The organism is Micromonospora sp. NPDC049171 (assembly GCF_040648275.1).
Classification (GTDB): Bacteria; Actinomycetota; Actinomycetes; order Mycobacteriales; family Micromonosporaceae; genus Micromonospora.
On the sequence record NZ_JBEZDJ010000001.1, the window covers coordinates 1 to 21,089 of the forward strand.

At 73.4% G+C, this 21,089-nt stretch carries 11 protein-coding genes; 10 read left to right on the forward strand and 1 reads right to left on the reverse strand.

All coding sequences use genetic code 11. The features are described from left to right. Positions 1-54: 54 nt before the first annotated feature. The 10 genes from AB0B14_RS00005 to AB0B14_RS00050 all read left to right on the forward strand — a co-directional run bounded on the left by AB0B14_RS00005 (position 55) and on the right by AB0B14_RS00050 (position 19,799). Positions 55-5,835: a type I polyketide synthase gene (locus tag AB0B14_RS00005; RefSeq protein WP_357520210.1), complete on the forward strand. Its 5,781-nt coding sequence runs from the start codon at positions 55-57 to the stop codon at positions 5,833-5,835. A 25-nt stretch (positions 5,836-5,860) separates the two neighbouring features. Next, the gene (locus AB0B14_RS00010; protein ID WP_357520212.1) at positions 5,861-11,233 is read left to right on the forward strand and encodes a type I polyketide synthase; all 5,373 of its coding nucleotides are present in this window, start codon (positions 5,861-5,863) and stop codon (positions 11,231-11,233) included. A gap of 41 nt (positions 11,234-11,274) precedes the next feature. After that, complete coding sequence (locus tag AB0B14_RS00015) at positions 11,275-12,543, forward strand: activator-dependent family glycosyltransferase (protein ID WP_357075233.1); 1,269 nt, start codon at positions 11,275-11,277, stop codon at positions 12,541-12,543. A 31-nt stretch (positions 12,544-12,574) separates the two neighbouring features. Continuing rightward, complete coding sequence (locus AB0B14_RS00020; protein ID WP_357075230.1) at positions 12,575-13,786, forward strand: glycosyltransferase; 1,212 nt, start codon at positions 12,575-12,577, stop codon at positions 13,784-13,786. A gap of 33 nt (positions 13,787-13,819) precedes the next feature. Next, on the forward strand, positions 13,820-14,680 hold the full coding sequence (locus AB0B14_RS00025) for a 3-hydroxybutyryl-CoA dehydrogenase (protein WP_357520214.1): 861 nt from the start codon (positions 13,820-13,822) through the stop codon (positions 14,678-14,680). A gap of 27 nt (positions 14,681-14,707) precedes the next feature. Then, positions 14,708-15,928 (forward strand): NAD(P)/FAD-dependent oxidoreductase, encoded by a 1,221-nt coding sequence (locus AB0B14_RS00030; protein ID WP_357075225.1) that lies wholly within the window; start codon positions 14,708-14,710, stop codon positions 15,926-15,928. Positions 15,929-16,222: 294 nt separating this feature from the next. Next, positions 16,223-17,071: a glycosyltransferase family 8 protein gene (locus AB0B14_RS00035; protein WP_357520216.1), complete on the forward strand. Its 849-nt coding sequence runs from the start codon at positions 16,223-16,225 to the stop codon at positions 17,069-17,071. Positions 17,072-17,107: 36 nt separating this feature from the next. Continuing rightward, complete coding sequence (locus tag AB0B14_RS00040) at positions 17,108-18,334, forward strand: cysteine desulfurase-like protein (RefSeq protein ID WP_357520218.1); 1,227 nt, start codon at positions 17,108-17,110, stop codon at positions 18,332-18,334. A 41-nt stretch (positions 18,335-18,375) separates the two neighbouring features. Beyond that, complete coding sequence (locus AB0B14_RS00045; protein WP_357075215.1) at positions 18,376-19,131, forward strand: alpha/beta fold hydrolase; 756 nt, start codon at positions 18,376-18,378, stop codon at positions 19,129-19,131. Further along, the gene (locus AB0B14_RS00050) at positions 19,128-19,799 is read left to right on the forward strand and encodes a 4'-phosphopantetheinyl transferase superfamily protein (RefSeq protein WP_357520220.1); all 672 of its coding nucleotides are present in this window, start codon (positions 19,128-19,130) and stop codon (positions 19,797-19,799) included. The genes AB0B14_RS00045 and AB0B14_RS00050 overlap by 4 nt, the downstream gene beginning before the upstream one ends. 7 nt (positions 19,800-19,806) lie before the next feature. Here the strand turns inward: AB0B14_RS00050 and AB0B14_RS00055 are convergent, their stop codons facing one another. Continuing rightward, a complete protein-coding gene (locus tag AB0B14_RS00055) occupies positions 19,807-20,994 on the reverse strand; it encodes an SRPBCC family protein (protein WP_357075209.1) in 1,188 nt (395 codons plus the stop codon). Between the last annotated feature and the right edge of the window lie 95 nt (positions 20,995-21,089).

The window sequence follows — 21,089 nt, forward strand, 5'->3', positions numbered from 1 at the left end:
ACGCGGGGGTTGTCGCAGCGGGATTTGGCGCGGTTGTCGCGGTCGGGTCTGGCGGTGTTGGAGACTGCGGATGCCCTGGCCATGCTCGACGCCGCGACCCGTGTCGACGCCCCCGCTGTGGTGGCGGTCGCCCTGGACGGCGCGGCACTGAGGGAACGGGCCACCGCGGGAGACCTGCACCCGGTGCTGCGTGACCTGGTGCGCGTCCCGGTCCGGAGGGCGGCTGTGCAGGCCACCGCCGGTGCCGACGGGACGCTCGCCGCGCGGCTGGCCGCCCTGCCCGTCGCCGAGCGGCGCGGCGCGGTCACCCAGGTCGTGCTGGAGCAGGTGGCCGACGTCCTCGGGCACGACTCGACCCGTACGGTCGGGGCCGAGCGCGCCTTCAAGGACCTCGGCTTCGACTCGCTCACGGCCGTCGAGCTGCGCAACAAGCTCAACGGCGCGCTGGGGCTGCGACTCCCGGCGACGCTGATCTTCGACTACCCGACCCCGGACGAGCTCGCCGCCATGGTGCAGACCGAGTTGTTCGGCGCCGAGCAGGGCGACGACGCCCCGGCTCCGGTGGTCGTCCGAGCCGACGAGCCGATCGCCATCGTGGGCATGAGCTGCCGCTACCCGGGTGGGGTCAGCTCCCCGGAGGAGTTGTGGCAACTCCTGGCCGAGGGGCGGGACGGCATCACGCCGTTCCCGGACGACCGCGGCTGGGATGTGGAGGCGTTGTACCACCCGGACCCGGCCCACCCGGGGACGACGTACAGCACCAGCGGTGGCTTCCTCGACCGGGTGGGCGACTTCGACGCCGGCTTCTTCGGCATCTCCCCCCGGGAGGCGCTGACCATCGACCCGCAGCAGCGACTGCTGCTGGAGGCCAGCTGGGAGGCGGTCGAGCGGGCCGGCCTCGACCCGGCGGCGCTGCGCGGCAGCCAGACCGGCGTCTTCACCGGCGTGATGTACAACGACTACGGCTCCCGGGTCCGGCAGGTGCCCCGCGACGTGGAGGGCTACCTCGGCAACGGCAGCGCGGGCAGCGTCGCCTCCGGCCGGGTGTCCTACACGTTCGGGTTCGAGGGCCCGGCGATGACCGTGGACACGGCCTGCTCGTCGTCGCTGGTGGCGATCCACCTCGCGGCACAGGCGCTGCGGCGCGGCGAGTGCAACCTGGCGCTGGCCGGCGGCGTGACCGTGCTGGCCACCCCGCAGGTCTTCGTCGAGTTCAGCCGCCAGCGGGGCGTCGCCGCCGACGGTCGCTGCAAGTCCTTCTCGGCGGAGGCCGACGGGGCCGGCTGGTCCGAAGGTGTCGGCATCGTGTTGCTGGAGCGGTTGTCGGACGCGCGGCGTAACGGGCATCAGGTTCTGGCGGTGGTGCGGGGTTCGGCGGTGAATCAGGATGGTGCGTCGAACGGGTTGACGGCGCCGAATGGTCCGGCGCAGCAGCGGGTGATTCGGGCCGCGTTGGCGGACGCGGGTCTGTCGGCGGCGGATGTGGACGCGGTGGAGGCGCACGGGACGGGGACCCGGTTGGGTGATCCGATCGAGGCGCAGGCGCTGCTCGCGACGTACGGGCAGGACCGGGAGCGGCCGCTGCTGCTCGGGTCGTTGAAGTCGAACATCGGGCACACGCAGGCGGCTGCCGGCGTGGGTGGTGTGATCAAGATGGTGCAGGCGATGCGCCACGGCGTGCTGCCGCGCACCCTGCACGTCGACGAACCCACCCCCGAGGTCGACTGGACGGCGGGTGCTGTCGAACTCCTCGCCGAGCAACTCGACTGGCCCGAGGCCGACCGGCCGCGCCGAGCCGCGGTGTCGTCGTTCGGCGTCAGCGGCACCAACGCGCACGTGATCCTCGAGGCGGCGGTCGCCGAGGAGCCCGCCGAGGAACCGGCACCCGACACCACCGGGCCGGTCCCGCTGGTGCTCTCCGGACGGGACGCCGAGGCATTGCGCGGGCAGGCGGAACGGCTGCTCTCGTACCTCACCGCGCGGCCGGAGGTCGCCCTCGGCGACGTCGCGTACTCGCTCGTCGGCCGTTCGGCCATGGAACACCGCGCGGTGGTGTGGAGCGACGACCGGGCCGAGGCCCTGGCCGGGCTCACCTCCCTGGTCGAGCAGACCCCGTCGGCGCAGGTCGTCACCGGCGCCGGCCGAGACACCCGGGCCGTGTTCGTCTTCCCCGGGCAGGGGTCGCAGTGGGTGGGCATGGCTCGCGAGTTGGTCGACGGCGACGCGGTCTTCGCGGCGCGGATGACGGAGTGCGCGGCGGCGCTGCGCGAGGTGGTCGAGTGGGACCTGTTCGAGGCGCTGGGTGACGAGGAGGCGCTGCGGCGGGTGGACGTGGTGCAGCCCGTCCTGTTCGCCGTGATGGTGTCGTTGGCGGCGGTGTGGCGTGCGCGCGGCGTCGAGCCGGTGGCCGTGGTGGGGCACTCGCAGGGCGAGATCGCGGCGGCCTACGTGGCGGGGGCGTTGTCGCTGGAGGACGCCGTACGGGTGGTGGCGCTGCGGAGCCGGTTGATCGGTGCGGTGCTGGCCGGGCGTGGGGGCATGGTGTCGGTGCCGCTGCCGGTGGCCGAGGTCGACGCGGCACTGGGTCGTTGGGACGGCCTGGTGTCGGTGGCGGCGGTCAACGGGCCGACCTCGACGGTGCTCTCCGGCGACCCGCAGGCGTTGGACGAGGTGTTGGTCCAGTGGGAGCGGGCCAGGCGGATCCCGGTCGACTACGCCTCCCACTCCGCCCAGGTCGAGTTGCTGCGCGACGACCTGGTCGCGGTACTGGCGGACATCGCGCCGCGGGCCGCCGAGGTGCCCTTCTACTCCACGGTCACCGCCGAGTTCGTCGACGGCACCGGCCTGGACGCCGAGTACTGGTACGAGAACCTGCGCCGGCCGGTCCGCTTCGACGAGGCGGTACGGGCGCTCGACGATCACCTCCTCATCGAGTGCAGTGCCCACCCGGTGCTGGTCCCGGCCGTGGACGGACGGGCCGTGGGCTCGCTGCGCCGCGGTGAGGGGGGTGGGCGGCGACTCGGGTTGTCGCTGGCCGAGGCGTGGGTCGCCGGCGCGGGCGTGGACTGGCACACAGTCGTCCGGGGCCGGCGGGTGGAGCTGCCCACGTACGCCTTCCAACGCCGCCGCTACTGGCTCGACGCCGGGGAGTCCCTCGACGTCTCCACCGCCGGCCTCGACGCGGTGGAGCACGCCATGCTGGGTGCGGCGGTCCCGTTGGCCGGCTCCGACGGTCACGTGTTCACCGCACGGGTCTCCGCCCGCAGTCACCCCTGGCTCGCCGACCACACCGTGCGCGACACGGTCCTGGTGCCGGGCACCGCGTTCGTGGAGTGGGCGATCCGGGCCGGCGACGAGACCGGGTGCCCGCTGGTGGAGGAGCTGACCATCACGGCGCCGCTGGCCCTGACCGGGTCGGGAACGGCGCAGGTGCAGGTGGCGGCCGGTGCCGCCGACCCGTCCGGCCGCCGGCCGCTGACCGTGTACGCCCGGGTGGGCGGCGGCGAGGACTGGGTCCTGCACGCCACCGGTACCCTCGCGCCACTGGTCGAGGCGCCGGGCGACGCGCTCACCGAGTGGCCGCCGGCCGGAGCCGAACCGCTGGACGTCACCGACCTGTACGACCGCCTCGCCGCCTCCGGGCTCGGCTACGGACCCACCTTCCAGGGCGTACGGGCGGCGTGGCGGCGTGCCGACGAGGTCTTCGCGGAGATCGCGCCGGCGGGCGAGCTGACCGTGGCCGGATACGGCCTGCACCCGGCGTTGCTCGACGCGGCGGTGCACGCCGCCGCGCTCGGCGCGGAGCTGGGCGAGCCGAAACTGCCGTTCACCTGGAGCGGTGTCGCCCTGCACGCCACCGGCGCGGCCATGCTGCGGATCCGGATCACGCCGACCGGGGAGGACTCCTTCGCCGTCCTCGCCGCCGACGCGCACGGCGCTCCGGTCGTCACCGTCGACTCGCTGCTGGTACGCACCATGACCGAACCCGTGGACCGGCCCGGCGACCACCTCTACCAGTTGGTGTGGTCCCCGCTGCCGGAGGCCACCGCGGCCGCCACACCCTCCTGGGTGTCGGTCGGCGGGAGTGGCCCGGACAACGTCGCCGACCTGGCGGAGCTGGGCGCGGCCCTCGACGCGGGCGCTCCGCTGCCGGCGTTGGTGGTGGCTCCGCTCGCCGGCTCGGCCGGGTCGGACCTGGCCGACGCCGCGCGGCACAGCACCGGGCTGGCACTCGACCTGGTCCAGGGCTGGCTCGCCGAGGACCGGTTCGCCGACGCCCGCCTGGTCCTGGTGACCAGGGGCGCCACCGGTGAGCGGATCGAGGACCCGGCGGCGGCCGCCGCCTGGGGCCTGGTCCGGTCGGCGCAGTCGGAGCACCCCGGGCGGTTCGTCCTGCTGGACACCGACACCGACCAACCGTACGGCCAGCTCGTCGACGCGGTGGCCGCGCACGACGAGCCGCAACTGGCCCTGCGCGGTGGGCGGGCCCAGGCGCCCCGGCTGGTCCGGGCGCCCCTCCCGACGGCCGGCGACGGCCCGACCTGGGCACCGGACGCGACGGTGCTGGTCACCGGTGGCACCGGCGCGCTGGGCGGCCTGGTTGCCCGGCACCTGGCCGAGACCCACGGCGTACGCCGATTCGTGCTGGCCAGCCGGCGCGGACCGGCCGCACCCTGCGCGGACGACGTGGTGGCGGAGTTGTCGGCGCGGGGCGCCGAGACGGTGGTGGTGGCCGCCGACCTCGGCGACCGGGACGCGGTGGCGGCGCTGCTCGACGCGTACCCGGTGGACGTGGTGGTCCACACCGCCGGCGTGCTCGACGACGGCCTGATCGGCTCGCTCGACCGGGACCGGATCGACGGGGTCTTCCGCTCCAAGGTGGACGCGGCCGTGCACCTGCACGAGCTGACCCGCGAGCGGGGCCTGCGCGGGTTCGTGCTCTTCTCCTCGGCGGCCGGGGTCTTCGGCACACCGGGGCAGGGCAACTACGCCGCGGCGAACGCGTTCCTCGACGCGCTGGCGGCGCATCGGCGGGCCGACGGTCTGCCGGCGACCTCGCTGGCGTGGGGGCTGTGGCAGGAGAGCAGTGACCTGACCGATGGGCTCGTCGACACCGACCGCAACCGGCTCGCCGGGGCGGGAGTGGTCGCCATGACCTCGACGCAGGGCCTGGCCCTGCTCGACGCGGCGGTGGCGCTCGACGAGCCGGCCGTGGTGCCGGTCCACCTGGACCGCGCCGCGCTGCGGGGCCGGGCCGAGGCCGGGACGCTCCCGGCCCCGTTGCGAGGGCTGGTGCAGGTCAGCTCCCGGCGGGCCGCGTCCGGGGAGGCGGCCCGCCACACCCTGACGCAGCGGATCGAGCGGCTGCCGGCCGCCCAGCGGCACCAGGTGCTCGTGTCGACGGTGCTCGCGGAGACCGCGGCGGTGCTCGGCCACCAGCCGGGGGACACCGTCAAGGCCGGGCGCGACTTCAAGGAGCTGGGCTTCGACTCGCTCACCGCGTTGGAGTTGCGCAACCGGTTGAACGGGGTCACCGGCCTGCGGCTGCCGGCCAGCCTGGTCTTCGACTACCCGACCCCGCGGGCGCTGGCCGACCACCTGCTCGCCGAGTTGGCCCCGGCCGCGCCACCCGAGCCGACCACGGACGACGGCGACACCGACGTCCGGGCGACGTTGGCCACCATCCCGGTGCAGGCGCTGCGCGAGAGCGGGCTGCTCGACCAGTTGCTGAAGCTCGCCGGCCACCGGGCGGGCGACGAGCGCAGCACCGACGACCACATCGACGCGATGGACGAGGACGCCCTGGTTGCCATGGCGCTCGGCACTGATTCCTGACGACGCCCCCGAGCGGAGGAACACAATGACTGGTTCGGACAATCGGGTTCTCGATGCCCTCCGGGTGTCGCTGAAGGAGACCGAACGGCTGCGGCGGCAGGTCGAGGCCAGCCGCGAGCCCGTCGCCATCGTGGCGATGAGCTGCCGCTACCCGGGCGGCGTCAGCTCGCCGGAGGACCTGTGGCGGTTGGTGTCGTCGGGCACGGACGCCATCGGCGACTTCCCCGACGACCGGGGTTGGGACCTGGACAACCTCTTCGACGACGACCCGGAGCGCACGGGTCGCAGCTATGTACGCCAGGCCGGGCTGCTGCCGCGCGTCGCCGACTTCGACGCGGCATTCTTCGGTATCTCGCCGCGCGAGGCGGTGACCATCGACCCGCAGCAGCGGCTGTTGTTGGAGACCGCCTGGGAGGCGTTCGAGCGCGCCGGCATCGACCCGGTCTCGGTGCGCGGCAGCCTGACCGGGGTCTTCACCGGCGTCATGGCCGGCGGGTACGGCGTCCGGCAGATGATCTCGCCCGGCGCGGCGGGGGAGTACGAGGGCTACCTGGCCAACGGCAACGCGGTGGCCGTCGCGGCCGGGCGGGTGGCGTACACCTTCGGTCTGGAGGGGCCGGCCATGACCGTGGACACGGCCTGCTCGTCGTCGCTGGTGGCGATCCACCTCGCGGTGCAGGCGCTGCGTCGGGGCGAGTGCTCGCTGGCGCTGGCCGGCGGGGTGACGGTCATGTCCAGCCCGTCGTTCTTCATCGAGTTCAGCCGGCAGCGGGGTCTCGCACCGGACGGGCGGGTCAAGGCGTTCAGTGCCGCCGCGGACGGCACCGCCGGGGCGGAGGGCGTGGGGCTGCTCCTGCTGGAGCGGCTGTCGGACGCACGGCGCAACGGGCATCAGGTTCTGGCCGTGGTGCGGGGTTCGGCGGTGAACCAGGATGGCGCGTCGAACGGGCTCACCTCCCCGAACGGGCCGGCGCAGCAGCGGGTGATCCGGGCGGCCCTGGCCGACGCGGGTCTGACGACCTCGGACGTGGACGCGGTGGAGGCGCACGGCACGGGCACCCGGTTGGGTGATCCGATCGAGGCGCAGGCGCTGCTGGCGACGTACGGGCAGGACCGGCAGCGGCCGTTGTTGTTGGGGTCGTTGAAGTCGAACATCGGGCACACGCAGGCGGCTGCCGGTGTGGGTGGTGTGATCAAGATGGTGCAGGCGATGCGCCACGGTGTGCTGCCGCGCACCCTGCACGTGGACGAGCCCTCCCCGCAGGTGGACTGGTCGGCGGGAGCCGTCGAGCTGCTCACCGAGGAGACGTCCTGGCCGGCGGTGGACCGGCCCCGGCGCGGCAGCGTGTCGTCGTTCGGGCTCAGCGGGACCAACGCGCACATCGTGGTGGAGCAGGCCCCACCGGAGGAGCCGGTCGACGCGCCGGCCGACGCGCCGGTCCCGGCCCTGGTCCCGTGGCCGGTCTCGGCTCGCGACGACGCCGGGCTGCGCGGGCACGCCGAACGGTTGCACGCCTTCCTCGCCGACTCCGACGCCGCACCTGTCGACGTCGGGTGGTCGCTGGCCACCACCCGCGCCGCCCTGGACCAGCGCGCGGTGGTGCTCGGCGCCGACCGGCCGGCGCTGCTCGCCGGCCTCACCGCGCTGGCCGAGGGTACGCCGGACCCCGCCGTCGTCCAGGGCGGCGTGGTCGACGGCGGGGTGGTCTTCGTCTTCGGCGGCCACGGCTCACAGTGGACCGGCATGGCGGAGAGCCTGATGCGGCACCCGGTCTTCGCCGAGCGGGCGCGGGAGTGCGCCACGGCGTTCGCGCCGTACCTCGACTTCCCCCTCCTCGACGTGCTGCTCGGCAGTCCGGGCGCCCGGAGCCTGGACGACCTGGAGGTGGCCCAGCCGGCGCTGTTCACGGTGATGGTCTCGCTGGCGGCGCTCTGGCGGTCGTACGGGGTGCATCCGGCGGGCGTGATCGGCCACTCGCAGGGCGAGCTGGCCGCCGCACACGTGGCCGGCGGGCTGCCGCTCGCCGACGCCGCCCGGGTGATCGCCCTGCGCAGCCAGTTGATCGTCGCCGAGTTGAAGGGTGCGATGGCCTCCGTGGTGCTCCCCGTCGAGCGGGTGCGCGAGCGGATGGCGCGCTGGGGCGCCCGGCTCACGGTGGCCGGGATGAACGGGCCGAAGGCGACCACCGTCGCCGGTGACCTCGCCGCCGTGCAGGAGTTCGTCGCCGCGTGCGTAGCCGACGACCTGCGTGCCCGGGTGGTCTCCGCGACGGCGGCGACGCACTGCGCGGAGGTCGACAGCATCCGCGAGCCTCTGCTCGAACGGCTCGGCCGGCTCTCTCCCGTCTCGTCCGAGGTCGCGTTCTACTCGACGGTCACCCCGGGCCCGCGGGACACGGCCGAGCTGGATGCCGAGTACTGGTTCGACAACTGCCGGCAACCGGTGGACTTCGCCGGCGGTGTCGACGCCCTGCTCGCCGACGGTTTCCGGATCTTCGTGGAGTGCAGCCCGCACCCGGTGCTGACCATGGCGCTCCAGGGCATCGTGGACGAGGCGGGCGTGGAGGCCGCCGTGCTCGGCTCGCTGCGCCGCGACGAGGGGGACCGCTTCCCGACCTCGCTGGCCGAGGCGTACGTCCGGGGTGTCGATCTCGACTGGACGGCCGTGTACGGCGGCGCGCGCCGACGGGTGGACCTACCGACGTACACGTTCCAGCGGCGCCGTTTCTGGCTCGACGTGGTCGGGCCCGCCGAGCAGGACGCGGCGGCCCTCGGGCTGGCCGCTCCGGGGCATCCGCTGCTCGGGGCGGCCGTGGCGCTGCCCGGTTCCGACGGCTTCCTGTTCACCACGCGGTTGTCGCTTCGTACCCACCCGTGGTTGGCCGACCACGCGGTGCACGACGTCGCGATCCTGCCCGGTACGGCCTTCGTGGAGCTGGCGCTGCACGTCGGTGAGCAGGTCGGCTGTGACCTGGTCGACGAGCTGACCATCCCGGCCGTGCTTGCCCTGCCCGCCGAGGGTGGGGTGCGGCTCCAACTGGTGGTCGGTCCGCCGGAGGAGGACGGGCGCCGCCCGCTGACCGTGTACGGCCAGCCCGACACCGCGTCCCCGGACGCCTCGTGGACGCCGCACGCGGTCGGCACCCTGGTCCCCGCCGCCGGGACCGACGCGGTGTCGCTGACCCAGTGGCCGCCACCCGCGACCGAGGTGGACCTCGACGACGCGTACGACCGGCTGGCGGAGAGCGGGTTCCGGTACGGCCCGGCGTTCCGGGGCCTGCGCCGGCTGTGGAGTGCCGACGGGGACGTCTACGCCGAGGTGGCCCTGCCGGAAGGGCTCGACCCGGACGGCTTCGGCCTGCACCCCGCCCTGTTCGACGCGGCACTCCAGGCGGCCGTGGTGGCCGACCTCGCCGCCGGGTCGGGCACGCTCAGCCTGCCGTTCTCCTGGAGCCGGGTCGCCCTGCACGCGGTGCGGGCCTCGGCGCTGCGGGTGCGGATCACCGCGGCCGGTCCGGACGGGCGTCGGGTCGACGTGTGTGACGCCGAGGGCGCGCCGGTCGCCTCGGTGGCCGCCATCGTGGCCCGGCCGCTGACCGGTGAGCAGCTCGACGTCCCCCTCGACACCCGGGCTGTCGTCGACAACTCGCTGTTCTCGCTCGGGTGGGTCCCGCTGCCGGAGCAGCCGACCGTGGACGCGCTCGTCGTCGACGATGTGGCCGACCTGCCGGACGAGTTGCCGGACGTCGTCGCGGTGGCCCTGGCGGCGTCGGACGTCCGGCCGGCGAACGAGGCCGCGCGGGCGTACACCGGTCGGGTGCTCGCCCTGCTCAACGACTGGTTGGACGACGAGCGGTCCGAGCTGTCCACGCTCGCGGTGGTCACCAGCGGCGCGGGCGCCGATCCCGCCCAGTCGGCCGTGCACGGGTTGGTCCGGGCGGCGCAGGCGGAGCACCCGGACCGCTTCGTCCTGGTCGACGTGGACGTACCGGGGGAGATGGCGCTCGTCGGCGCCGCCGTGGCGTCCGGCGAGCCGGAGGTGGCCGTGCGCGACGGGCGGCTGTACGCGCGCCGACTCTCCCGCACCGTCGCCGGTCCCGCGTTCGGCCGGATGCCCGACCCGGAGGGGACGGTGCTGGTCACCGGCGGCGGCGGTGGCATCGGCCGGCTGCTGACCCGGCACCTGGTCACCGAGCACGGCATGCGTCACCTGGTGTTGGCGTCTCGCCGCGGCGCGGACACCCCCGGTGCGGCGGATCTCGTCGACGAGCTCGGCCGGGCTGGCGCCCAGGTGCGGTTCGAGGCCTGCGACGTGTCCGACCGGGACGCGCTGGCCGGCCTGCTGCAGCGGCTCGACCGGCCGTTGACCGCCGTGGTGCACGCGGCCGGAGTGCTGGACGACGCGCTGCTGTCCGCGCAGACCCCGAAGCGGGTCGACACGGTCTTCGGCCCCAAGGTGGACGCGGCGACGTACCTGGACGAGCTGACCCGCGACGCCGACCTGAGCGCCTTCGTGCTCTTCTCCTCGGCGTCCGGCACCTTCGGTGCGCCGGGTCAGGCCAACTACGGTGCGGCGAACGCCTTCCTCGACGCGCTCGCTGTCCGGCGCCGGGCCGCCGGGCTCCCGGCCACCTCGCTGGCCTGGGGTCTGTGGGAGGAGCAGAGCGACATGGCCGGGCACCTCGACCCGGAGGAACGCCGCCGCCAGATGGCCCGCAGCGGCATCCGCCCGTTCTCCGCCGCGGAGGGGCTGGCGCTGTTCGACGCGGCGATGCTCCGCGACGAGGCGGTACTCGTGCCTGTCGGACTGGACCCGAACAGCATGTCGTCCGCGCTGCTGCGCGACCTGTCGGGCACCCGCCGACGGGTCGCCGCCGCCGCGGCCGGAGACGGCGGGACGCTTGCCGAGCGCCTCGCGGCGATGCCGGCGACGCGCCGCGAGCAGGCCCTGGCCGACCTCGTGTACGCCCAGGTGGCGGCGGTGCTCGGGCACGGCTCGGAGACGACGCTGGACCCGGTCCGGCCGTTCCGCGACCTGGGCCTGGACTCGCTGACCGCGGTGGAGCTGCGCAACCGGCTCAGCACCGCCACCGGGCTGCGGCTCTCCGCGACCATGGTGTTCGACCATCCCACCCCGGCCGAGTTGCTGGCCTTCCTGCGCGGTGAGCTGATCGGTGCCGAACCGACGCCGGCCGAGCGGCTGCACGCCGAACTGGACCGGTTGGACGAGGCGCTCGACGCGCTCGACACGACCGACGCCGACCGGTCCGCGCTCGTCACCAGGCTGCGCACCCTGCTGGCCCGCCACGGTGGCGACAGCCCGGGTCAGGCGGGTCTGGTGACCGCCACCGACGACGAGATGTTCGCGCTCATCGACCGCGAGATCGGCGTCGGATGACCCGCCCCGACCTGCTGCCGGCCTGAGGAGACTGATCCCCCTTGCGAGTCCTTTTCACGTCGTTCGCCATGGAGACCCACTTCCTCAGCATGGTGCCGCTGGCCTGGGCCATGCGGACCGCCGGGCACGAGGTGCGGGTGGCCAGCCAGCCGGGGCTGACCCGGGCCATCACCGCCGCGGGGCTGACCGCCGTGCCGGTCGGCGAGGACCACGGTCTGCTCGACGCGGTGCTCGGTGTCAGCGACGGGGCCGACGGCAGCTGGAACTCCGTGGACCTCGACCCGGCCCGGCCGGAGGTGCACAGCTGGGAGTTCCTCAAGGCGATCAACGGCATCCTGCCGGAACGCTTCTTCGCCCAGGCGAACAACGACTCGATGGTCGACGGGATGGTCGAGTTCGCCAGGTCGTGGCGCCCCGACCTGGTGGTCTGGGAGCCGTTCACCGTGGCGGGCGCGATCGCGGCCCGGGCCGTCGGCGCGGCCCACGCCCGGCTGCTGTGGGGTGCCGACCTGCTGATCGACCTGCGGGCGCGGTTTCTGAGCCAACTCGGCGACCGCCCGGCCGGCGCCGCGCACGACGCGCTCGGCGACTGGCTCGGCGGGCTCCTCGACCGGTACGGGCTCGACTTCCACGAGACAGTTGTCCGAGGACAGTGGACCATCGACACCCTCCCGGCGAGCATCCGAATGCCGTTGGGCGAGCCGACCGTGCCGGTGCGGTACGTGCCGTACAACGGGCCGGCGGTGGTGCCCGACTGGCTGCGCGTGCCCCCGGCGCGTACCCGGGTCTGCCTGACGCTCGGGCTGACCGCCCGCGACGGCGCGGACTACCTGCTCGGCTCGCTCGACGGGCTCTTCGACGCGGTGGGCGACCTGGACGTCGAGATCGTCGCCACCCTCAACGCGGCGCAGCGGGAGCAGGTCTCCCGGCTTCCCGACAACGTGCGAGCGGTGGACTTCGTGCCGCTGCACGCGCTGCTGCCGACCTGCTCCGCGGTGGCCCACCACTGTGGTGCCGGCACCTGGTCCACCGCGGCGTACCACGGCGTGCCGCAACTGATCTCGCCGATGGTCTTCGAGAACTCGTACCGGGCGCGGCGCACCGCCGAGGTGGGGGCGGCCCTGGTGATCCCGCAGTCCGAGCTGACCCCCCAGGCGTTACGGGACGGCCTGCTGCGGGTGCTGACCGAACCGCGCTTCGCCGAGGGGGCGGACCGGCTGCGTCGGGAGTCGATGAGCGACCCGACACCGAACGACGTGGTGCCGACGCTGGAGAAGCTGACCCTCCAGCACCGGGACCTGGACGCGTGACATCCGTGCAGCAACAACCTGGGGAGATGCCATGAGAGTGCTCATCGTCGCACTGGGAACGATGGGGGACGTCGCCCCGTACACCGGGTTGGTGCCCCGGCTGCGGGAGGTGGGGCACGAGGTGGCCATCGCCGCGTACCCGCGCTTCGCGGATCTGGTGCGGGCCGCCGGGGCCGAGTTCCGGGAGATGCCCGGCGATCCGGCCGTGGTGGGGGAGTGGACGCAGGCGGAGAACTCGTCGCAGGCGATGCGGGGGATCACGGCGAAGACCCTGGAACTCGGTGAGTCGATCCTCACCGCGGCCAAGGAGGGCGCCGACGTCCTGCTGCTGTCCATGCCGGCGCAGCAGGGCGTACACGTTGCCGAGAGTCTCGGCATCCCCAGCATGGGCGTGTTCCTCCAGCCGGTCTTCCCGACCGCCGACCACCCGCCGTCGTTCATCGGCACCGGCGGCTCGCTCGGCGCGTGGGGCAACCGGGCCAGCGGGCATCTGCTGCTCGGTGTGATGGGACGGCTCGTCTCCGGTGCCACCCGGCAGCTGCGCTCGCGGCTGGGCCTGCGGCCCCTGAGCCGCCGGGAGTTGGGCGCGCAGATGGACGCCTGGCCGGTGCTGCACGGCTACAGCCCCAGCGTGCTGCCGCGCCCCGCGGACTGGCGTCCCGCGCTGGAGGTGGCCGGCTACTTCTGGCCCGCCGTGCCGGCGGGTTGGGAACCGCCGGCCGAGCTTGTCGACTTCCTCGCCGCCGGCCCACCGCCGGTGTACGTCGGCTTCGGCAGCCGGAAGATCTCCGACGCGGCGCGGATCGCCGAGACCGTGGACGAGGCGCTGCGCCGGGTCGACGCGCGGGGCGTGATCCACGCCGGTTGGGGCGACCTGACCGGTCGCTCGGAGCGGACGATCACGATCGGGGAGACCCCGCACGAGTGGCTGTTTCCGCGGATGGCCGCCGTGGTGCACCACTGCGGGGCGGGCACCACCGCCGCCGGGTTGCGGGCGGGCGTGCCGACCGTCGGCGTGCCGATCCTCGGTGACCAGCCCTTCTGGGCGGGTCGGGTGGTCGGGCTCGGCGCCGGACCAGCCCCGGTGCCCTATGGCAAGCTCTCCGCCGACCGTCTCACCAAGGCCCTCTCGGCCGCACTCGGTGACCCGTCGTACCGGTCGGCCGCCGCCGGGTTGCGCGACCGGATCGCCACCGAGGACGGGGCCGGGCACGTGCTCGCCGCCCTGGACCGACTCCACTGACCTCTCCCGGGACCTGGACCGAAAGGACTGCGCATGTACGTGGCACGAGTCGGAATTGTCGGCTGTGGCACCATGGGCGCTGGTATCGCCGAGATCAGCGCTCGAGCCGGCGTCGACGTCCGAGTGGTCGTCTCCCGCCCGACCTCCGCCGACCGGGCCCGCGCCCGGATCACCGGGTCGCTGGGCCGGCTGGTCGCCAAGGGGCGGTTGACCGAGACGGACCGGGACGCGACCCTCGGGCGGATCAGCTTCGTGACCGAGCTCGACGCGCTTGCCGACCGGCAGCTCGTGATCGAGAGCATCACCGAGGACGAGCCGGCCAAGCTCGCCCTCTTCAAGGAACTGGACCGGGCGCTGCCGCAGCCGGACGCGGTCATCGCCTCCAACACCTCCTCCATCCCGATCCACCGGCTGGCCGAGGTCACCAGCCGGCCCGAGCGGGTCGCCGGCATCCACTTCTTCAACCCGGTGCAGGTGCTGCCGCTTGTGGAGCTGGTGGCCTCCGAGACCACCGGCGAGCACGCCCGCCGCACCGTGCACCGGTTCGCCGCCGAACAACTCGGCAAGCAGGTGGTCTGGTCGCCGGACCGGGTCGGTTTCACGGTCAACGGGCTGCTCATCCCGTTCCTGTTGAGTGCCGTCCGGATGGTCGAGTCCGGGCTGACCACGGCGGAGGCGGTGGACCAGGCGATGAAGCTCGGCTGTAACCACCCGCTGGGGCCGCTGGAGCTGGCCGACCTGATCGGGCTGGACGTCGTCGCCTCGACCGCCGACGCGCTGCACCGGGAGTTCCGTGAGCCCCTGTACGCCCCGCCGGAGCTGCTGCTCCGCCTGGTGGCGGAGGGGGCGATCGGTCGCAAGGCCGGCCGTGGCTTCCACACCTACCCGCGCTGAGACGCACGAGACAACGAGGAGGCCCCCATGCGGGCACTGATCGTCGGTGGCGGGGTGGCGGGTGCCGCCGCGGCCATCACCCTGCGGAGGATCGGCTGGGATCCGGTCGTGTTCGAGGCGTACGGGAGGTCGGCCCACGACGTCGGCGCCTACCTCTTCCTCGCCTCGAACGGGCTGGACGCGCTGGACTCCTTCGGGATGAAGGACGAGATCGTGCGGCGCGGCCTGGACATGAGGTCGGTCGTGGCGTATTCGCACGCCGGCCGCCGGCTGGGCTCGTCGCCGTTCGGGCGGCATCGCGCCGACGCGACACCCACCCAGATGATCAACAGGACGGACCTGTACGGCGCGCTGCTGGAGGAGGCGCAGCGCCAGGGTGTGCCGGTCGAGTACGGCAAGCGGTTCGTCGACCTCAAGGAGACCGACGACGGGGTACGCGTCTTCTTCGACGACGGCGGCTCGGCTGACGGGGACGTCGTGATCGGCGCCGACGGGGTCTGGTCCAGGGTCCGGGAGACGGTCGACCCGGGCGGTCCTGCCCTGGAGCCGACCTGCATCGTCGGGGTGGGTGGCCGTACCGGCGTGCTCGACGTGCCCGGCGAACCGGGCGACTTCCAGACGTTCTTCGGCACCCAGGCGTTCTTCGGCTACGTCCGGCAGCCCGACGGCACGGTGCAGTGGCTGGCCACGCCCGCCATCGACACCCCGGAGGCCGCCGTGGCACTGGCCGCCCTGCCGGCCGAGCAGTGGCGGGCGGAACTGCTCCGAATGCTGGAGGTCGACCGGACCCCGGCGCCGCGGATCGTGGCGGAGACCGTCGAGTCATACCCGCCGAGCGTGGCCCAGGCGTTGCCGAACGGCCGGCCCTGGTTCACCGACCGCGTGGTGCTTCTCGGGGATGCCGCCCACCCGGTGCGTCCCTCGATCGGCCAGGGCGCGTCGATGGCCCTGGAGGACGCCGCCACGCTCGCCCGTTGCCTGCGGGACACGCCGGACCTGCGCGGGGCGTTCGACAGGTACGAGCGCGTCCGGCGGGGGCGGATCGAACACGTGATCAAGATCGGTATCGAGATGGACACGCGGATGCGGACGAACAGCCGCACCGAGGCGTTCGTGCGCAACCTGGCGGTGTCGGTGGCGCTCTGGTACGAGGGCCGGACCCTGCGGCGCAGGGGTGAGCTGACCGGCGGCGACATGGCCGGCCTGTGGGGACATCACATCGACTGGGATCAGCCGGTAACAGCCTGACCGCCGGGGGTGGGGTTTCCACCGCCGTTTCTGCCTGGTTCGCCGGCCGCCCCGTACCGATGATTCCAGAGAGAACCGCGCGTCCGCCGACCACGAGTTCCGGGCGCGCCGAGAGACGCCGCGGTGACGGCCGGGCGTCCGCGTCGGTGTTACGAGCCCAACGCGCCGAACCGGCGGGACCCGGCAGAACCGGGTTCCGCCGGCACGGGCGGTGACGGACGGGCCGCGACGCGGTCGTACGACCGGACACCGAAGCCGGGACCGGCCTGACCATCGACAGGTGAGCGGAGAGACATGAGTGGACCCATGCACGTCGCGGTGGCCTTCGACCTCGGCTTCGTACCGTGGACGGTGGCGACGATGAGATCGGTCGCGGCGGCCGGGATCCCGCCGGGCGGCGCGGTGACCTGGTGGCTGATGCCGGCACCCGACGTCCCCGCGGAGGTGCTCGCCGCCGTCGTCGAGGAGGGCGAGCGCGTCGGCGACCCCCAGGTGCTGCGGGTGCCGACCGAGCTGGACGAGCTGCCGCTGTCGTCGTGGCGGATGATGTCGTCCCGGATCTCCAACGCCGCCTACTACCGGCTGCTCCTGCCCGATCTGGTGCCCGACTCCGTGGATCGGATGCTCTGGCTGGACTCCGACGTGATGTGCACCGGCGACCTCACCGAGCTGTGGCAGACGGACCTGGAGGGCGCGTTGCTCGGCGCCGCTGTCGACATCGGCTCCCCGACCGTCGGCGCGGCGACCGGCATCCCGGGCCTGGACCCGACGGTTGGCCGGCTCACGAAGCGCAGCGACTACTTCAACTCCGGCGTACTCCTGATGGACCTGCCCCGCTGCCGCGCGGCGGAGCTGTCCACCCGGTCGCTGGACTACATCCGGACCAACTCCGGGAAACTCCGCTTCGCGGTCCAGGACGCGATGAACGTCGCCGTGGACGACAGCTGGCTGCGCCTCGACCCGCGCTGGAACGACATGGACTTCTTCCGGTTCGAGCAGGAACTCGGCGCGGTCGACGAGACCCGGATCATCCACTTCGCCGGCAAGAAGAAGCCGTGGCAGGAGTCCTTCCCGGACGGCCCGCTCAGGGACCGCTACCTGACCTACCTCCCGCGGACCCCGGACCTGACCGCAGCCCGGTAGCGCAGCCGCGCTCCGCCCTGACACCCGGAGAGATCCGTGAACAGAGCACCCTGGTACTACGACGTCGACGCCCTCCGGGCGCAGTTCCCCGCCCTCAAGGCCGGGTCCGCCCACTTCGACGGGCCGGGCGGGACCCAGATTCCGCAGCCGGTCATCGACGCGATGGCCGAGGCGATGGCCAACCCGGTGTCCAACCGCGGTGCGCACACGGCCGGCGAGCGCAACGCCGAGGCCATCGTCGTGCAGGCCCGCCGTGCTCTCGCCGACCTGCTCGGTGCGACGCCGGAGGGGATCGTCTTCGGCCGCGGCGCCACGCAGGTCACCTACGACATCTCCCGGGCGTTGAGCCGCGACTGGGGCCCGGGCGACGAGGTGGTGGTCACCCGGCTCGACCACGAGGCCAACGTCCGACCCTGGGTGCAGGCGGCCGAGCGGCGCGGCGCCACGGTTCGCTGGGCGGACTTCGACCCCACCACCGGCGAGCTGACACCCGAACACCTCGCCGCCGTGCTGTCCGACCGGACCCGCCTGGTCGCCGTCACCGCCGCGTCGAACCTGATCGGGACGCGACCGGACGTCGCCGCGCTCTCCCGCCTCGTCCACCAGACGGACGCCCTGTTCTACGTGGACGCGGCGCACTACAGCGCCCACGCCAGCGTCGACCTGGACGCCTTCGGCGCGGACCTGCTCTCCTGCTCCTGCTACAAGTTCCTCGGCCCGCACCTGGGCGTCCTCGCCGCCCGCCCCGAGCTGCTGCACGATCTGCGACCGGACAAGCTGGTGTCCGCCACCGACGACGTGCCGGAGCGGTTCGAGCTGGGCATCCTGCCCTACGAGGTGCTCGCGGGCGCCCGCGCCACAGTCGACTTTCTCGCCGGTCTGGGCCCGCTGCGCGACGGCGACCGGCGGGCGCGGCTCGCCTCGGCGTTCGACGCGGTCGAGGAGCACGAGGACGCACTACGGGTACGCGCCGAACGCGGGCTGGCCGAGCTGCCGGGGGTCACCGTGTACTCCCGCGCCGCCCGGCGTACGCCGACCCTGCTGCTGGGCGTCGCGGACCACCACCCCCGCGACGTGCACCGCTACCTCGCCGGCCAGGGCGTCGACGTGGGCTCGGGGACGTTCTACTCGGTCGAGGCGTCCCGGCGGCTCGGGTTGGGCGAGACCGGCGGTGTCCGGGTGGGGCTGGCGCCCTACACCTCCGAGGAGGACATCGACCGCCTGCTGGAGGGCCTGGCCGCCTACCTGAGCGGGAGCCGCTGACCCGGTTCGGGCGGTACTCTTCCTCGACGATTGGAGCTGTGATGACGAAGACCACTGTGGACGACGTGTGGGTCCGTAGCTTCCACCGCGGCCCGGAGAACGGGCCGACACTCGTCTGCTTCCCGCACGCCGGCGGGTCGGCGAGCTACTTCACCTCGTTCTCGGCCGAGTTGCGGTCGACTCTCCAGGTGCTCGCCATCCAGTACCCGGGCCGCCAGGACCGGCTCCGCGACCGCTGCCTCAGCAGCATCGTCGAGTTGGCCGAGGAGTCGTACCGGGCGCTGCGCCCGCTGCTGGACCGGCCGGTGGCGTTCTTCGGCCACAGCATGGGGGCGATGATCGCCTTCGAGGTGGCGACCCTGATGCGGGAGCGGCTGGACGCGGCACCGACCATCCTCTTCGCCTCCGGCCGCCGGGCGCCCTCCCGGTTCCGGGACGAGAGCGTGCACCTGCGTGACGACGCCGGCCTGATCGCCGAGCTGAAGACCCTCAGCGGCACCGACAGCCGGATCCTCGACGACGAGGACGTGCTGCGGATGATCCTGCCCTCGATGCGCAGCGACTACCGTGCGGTGGAGAGCTACCGCTACCGGCCCGGGCCGCCGTTGACCTGCCCGATCACGGCGATCATCGGCGAGGACGACGGCAAGGTCAACCAGGACGAGGCCCGTTCCTGGGGCGACCACACCACCGGCGAATTCCGCCTGCACGTCCTCCCCGGCGGCCACTTCTACCTGGCCGAGCAGCGACAGGCCGTCGCCGACCTGGTCGCCCGGCAGTTGCTCGCTCCGGCGTGAGCACGCCCGTCGGTCCGGTGGGCGGGTTGGTTCCCGCCGGTGTGGTGGTCGTCGAGGCGTTCGGGCACCGCGACGACGTGGTGCTCATGCCCGAGGAGGAGATGGTGGTGGCGCGCGCCGTGGACAAGCGGCGCCGCGAGTTCGCCACCGCCCGGCACTGCGCCCGGGCGGCACTCGGTCGGCTCGGCTTCGACCCGGTGCCGATCCTTCCCGGCCCCCGGGGCGCGCCGGGGTGGCCGGACGGCGTGGTCGGCAGCATCACCCACTGCGAGGGCTACTGCGCGAGCGCGGTGGCCCTGCGCCGGGAGGTGGCCGCGCTCGGCGTCGACGCCGAGCCCGCCGCCGCGCTGCCCGAGGGGGTGCTGGAGGCCATCGCGCTGCCCGAGGAGGAGTTGGCCGTCCGACGGCTGGCCGTCACGTACCCGGAGGTCCCCTGGGACCGGCTGCTGTTCAGTGCCAAGGAGTCGGTGTACAAGACGTGGTTCCCGGTGACCGGCCTGTGGCTGGACTTCCACGAGGCACGGATCGACCTGGACCCGTCCGGTGTCTTCACGGCCACCCTGCTCAGGCCGGTGCCCACCGACTGCGTCGTTCCGCTCGCCCGGCTGGGTGGGCGATGGCGGATCCGGGCCGGTCTGGCCGGCACCGCCATCGCCGTAGCCAGCTGAGACCTGCTCAGGTCCCGGCGACCGTCGCCGGCGTGTCCTCGCCGCGCCCCGGTTCGAGACCGAGCCCGTCGCCTCCGGCGAGCATGTCGTCGCAGACCCGGTGGAAGTGGGTGATCAGGCACTCCCGCTCGTTGAGCACGTTGCGCCGGTACGCGGACGACTGCCGCGTGGCCGTGACGTCGGCCCACTCGTCGACATCCTCCTGGATGACGCCCTTGAAGATGGTCCAGAACAACGACACGCTCTCCTGGTACTCCGCGTCGTCGGAGTCGTACTGGAGCTCCCAGGCCTCGAACCGGGTCCGGCCGACGTCGAGCGGGACCGCGCGGAAGATCTGGGTGTGCAGGCGGTTGGCGTTGACCACCACGGTGGGGAAGAGCTGGTAGTTGCAGATCGCCAGGTTGATGTGGTCGAGGGTGCTCTGCAACTCCTCCAGCACCCCCATGAACGGCACCACCATCATCCCGTTGCGCCCGAACACGTCCATCGTGGAGTGGCGGGCGTCCCGGGACTCCTTCGGCGGGACGTTGTGCAGCGCCTGGGCGTGGTAATACTCGCTGAAGGCGTCGATGCACACCTTCCAGTTGACGTTCACCTCCCACTCCAGCTTCTCGACCAGCTTCATGTCCTGCATGCGGTAGGCGCCGAGGTCGGCGGAGATCTCCGGCCCGATCCAGTCGAGCAGTGGCCCGGCCACGCCCGGCCCGGCCAGCACCGCCCACACCCAGCCACCCCACTCGTCCAGGTCCAGAGCGGGGGAGCAGAGGCCGGCGAGCACCTCCTGGTCGAAGTCGTGCCGGTCGGGGACGCCCGTCACCTTGCCCTCGATGTCGTACGCCCACCGGTGCCAGCGGCAGGTGAAGCGGCGGGCACCGGTGCCGCTCTCCGCGACGATGCGCGCGCCCCGGTGCTGGCAGACGTTGTGGAAGCCGGCCAGGCCGCCGTCCGGTCGGCGGGTGATGACGATGCTCTCACCGTGCCCCTCCCAGACGTGGTGGTCACCGGGGTTGGGGATCTGTTCCGAACGGCAGATGAGCTGCCAGCTCCGGTTGAGGACGCGTGTCCGTTCCAGCTCGTACCGTTGTGGGTCGCGGTAGACGTTCGCGTCGACCGTCGAGGGCCCGATCGGCGGGACCGCCGGCACGCTCTGCCCGAAGCGCACGGGCAGCTCACCACGGGTGGGATTGAAGACCACTGTCGACCTCCGTTTTCGGCTCGTCCCGTCCTGCCGCGGACACGGGCCTGACGGGGGCGGGAAGCGGGCTCGGACGGGCGGTGCCGAGTTACCGC

Bases quoted from the DNA above. Each gene is read 5' to 3' on its own strand.
- AB0B14_RS00010 (WP_357520212.1), top strand. From the start codon at position 5,861: ATGACTGGTTCGGACAATCGGGTTCTCGATGCCCTCCGGGTGTCGCTG.
- AB0B14_RS00020 (WP_357075230.1), top strand. From the start codon at position 12,575: ATGAGAGTGCTCATCGTCGCACTGGGAACGATGGGGGACGTCGCCCCG.
- AB0B14_RS00025 (WP_357520214.1), top strand. From the start codon at position 13,820: ATGTACGTGGCACGAGTCGGAATTGTCGGCTGTGGCACCATGGGCGCT.
- AB0B14_RS00030 (WP_357075225.1), top strand. From the start codon at position 14,708: ATGCGGGCACTGATCGTCGGTGGCGGGGTGGCGGGTGCCGCCGCGGCC.
- AB0B14_RS00035 (WP_357520216.1), top strand. From the start codon at position 16,223: ATGAGTGGACCCATGCACGTCGCGGTGGCCTTCGACCTCGGCTTCGTA.
- AB0B14_RS00045 (WP_357075215.1), top strand. From the start codon at position 18,376: ATGACGAAGACCACTGTGGACGACGTGTGGGTCCGTAGCTTCCACCGC.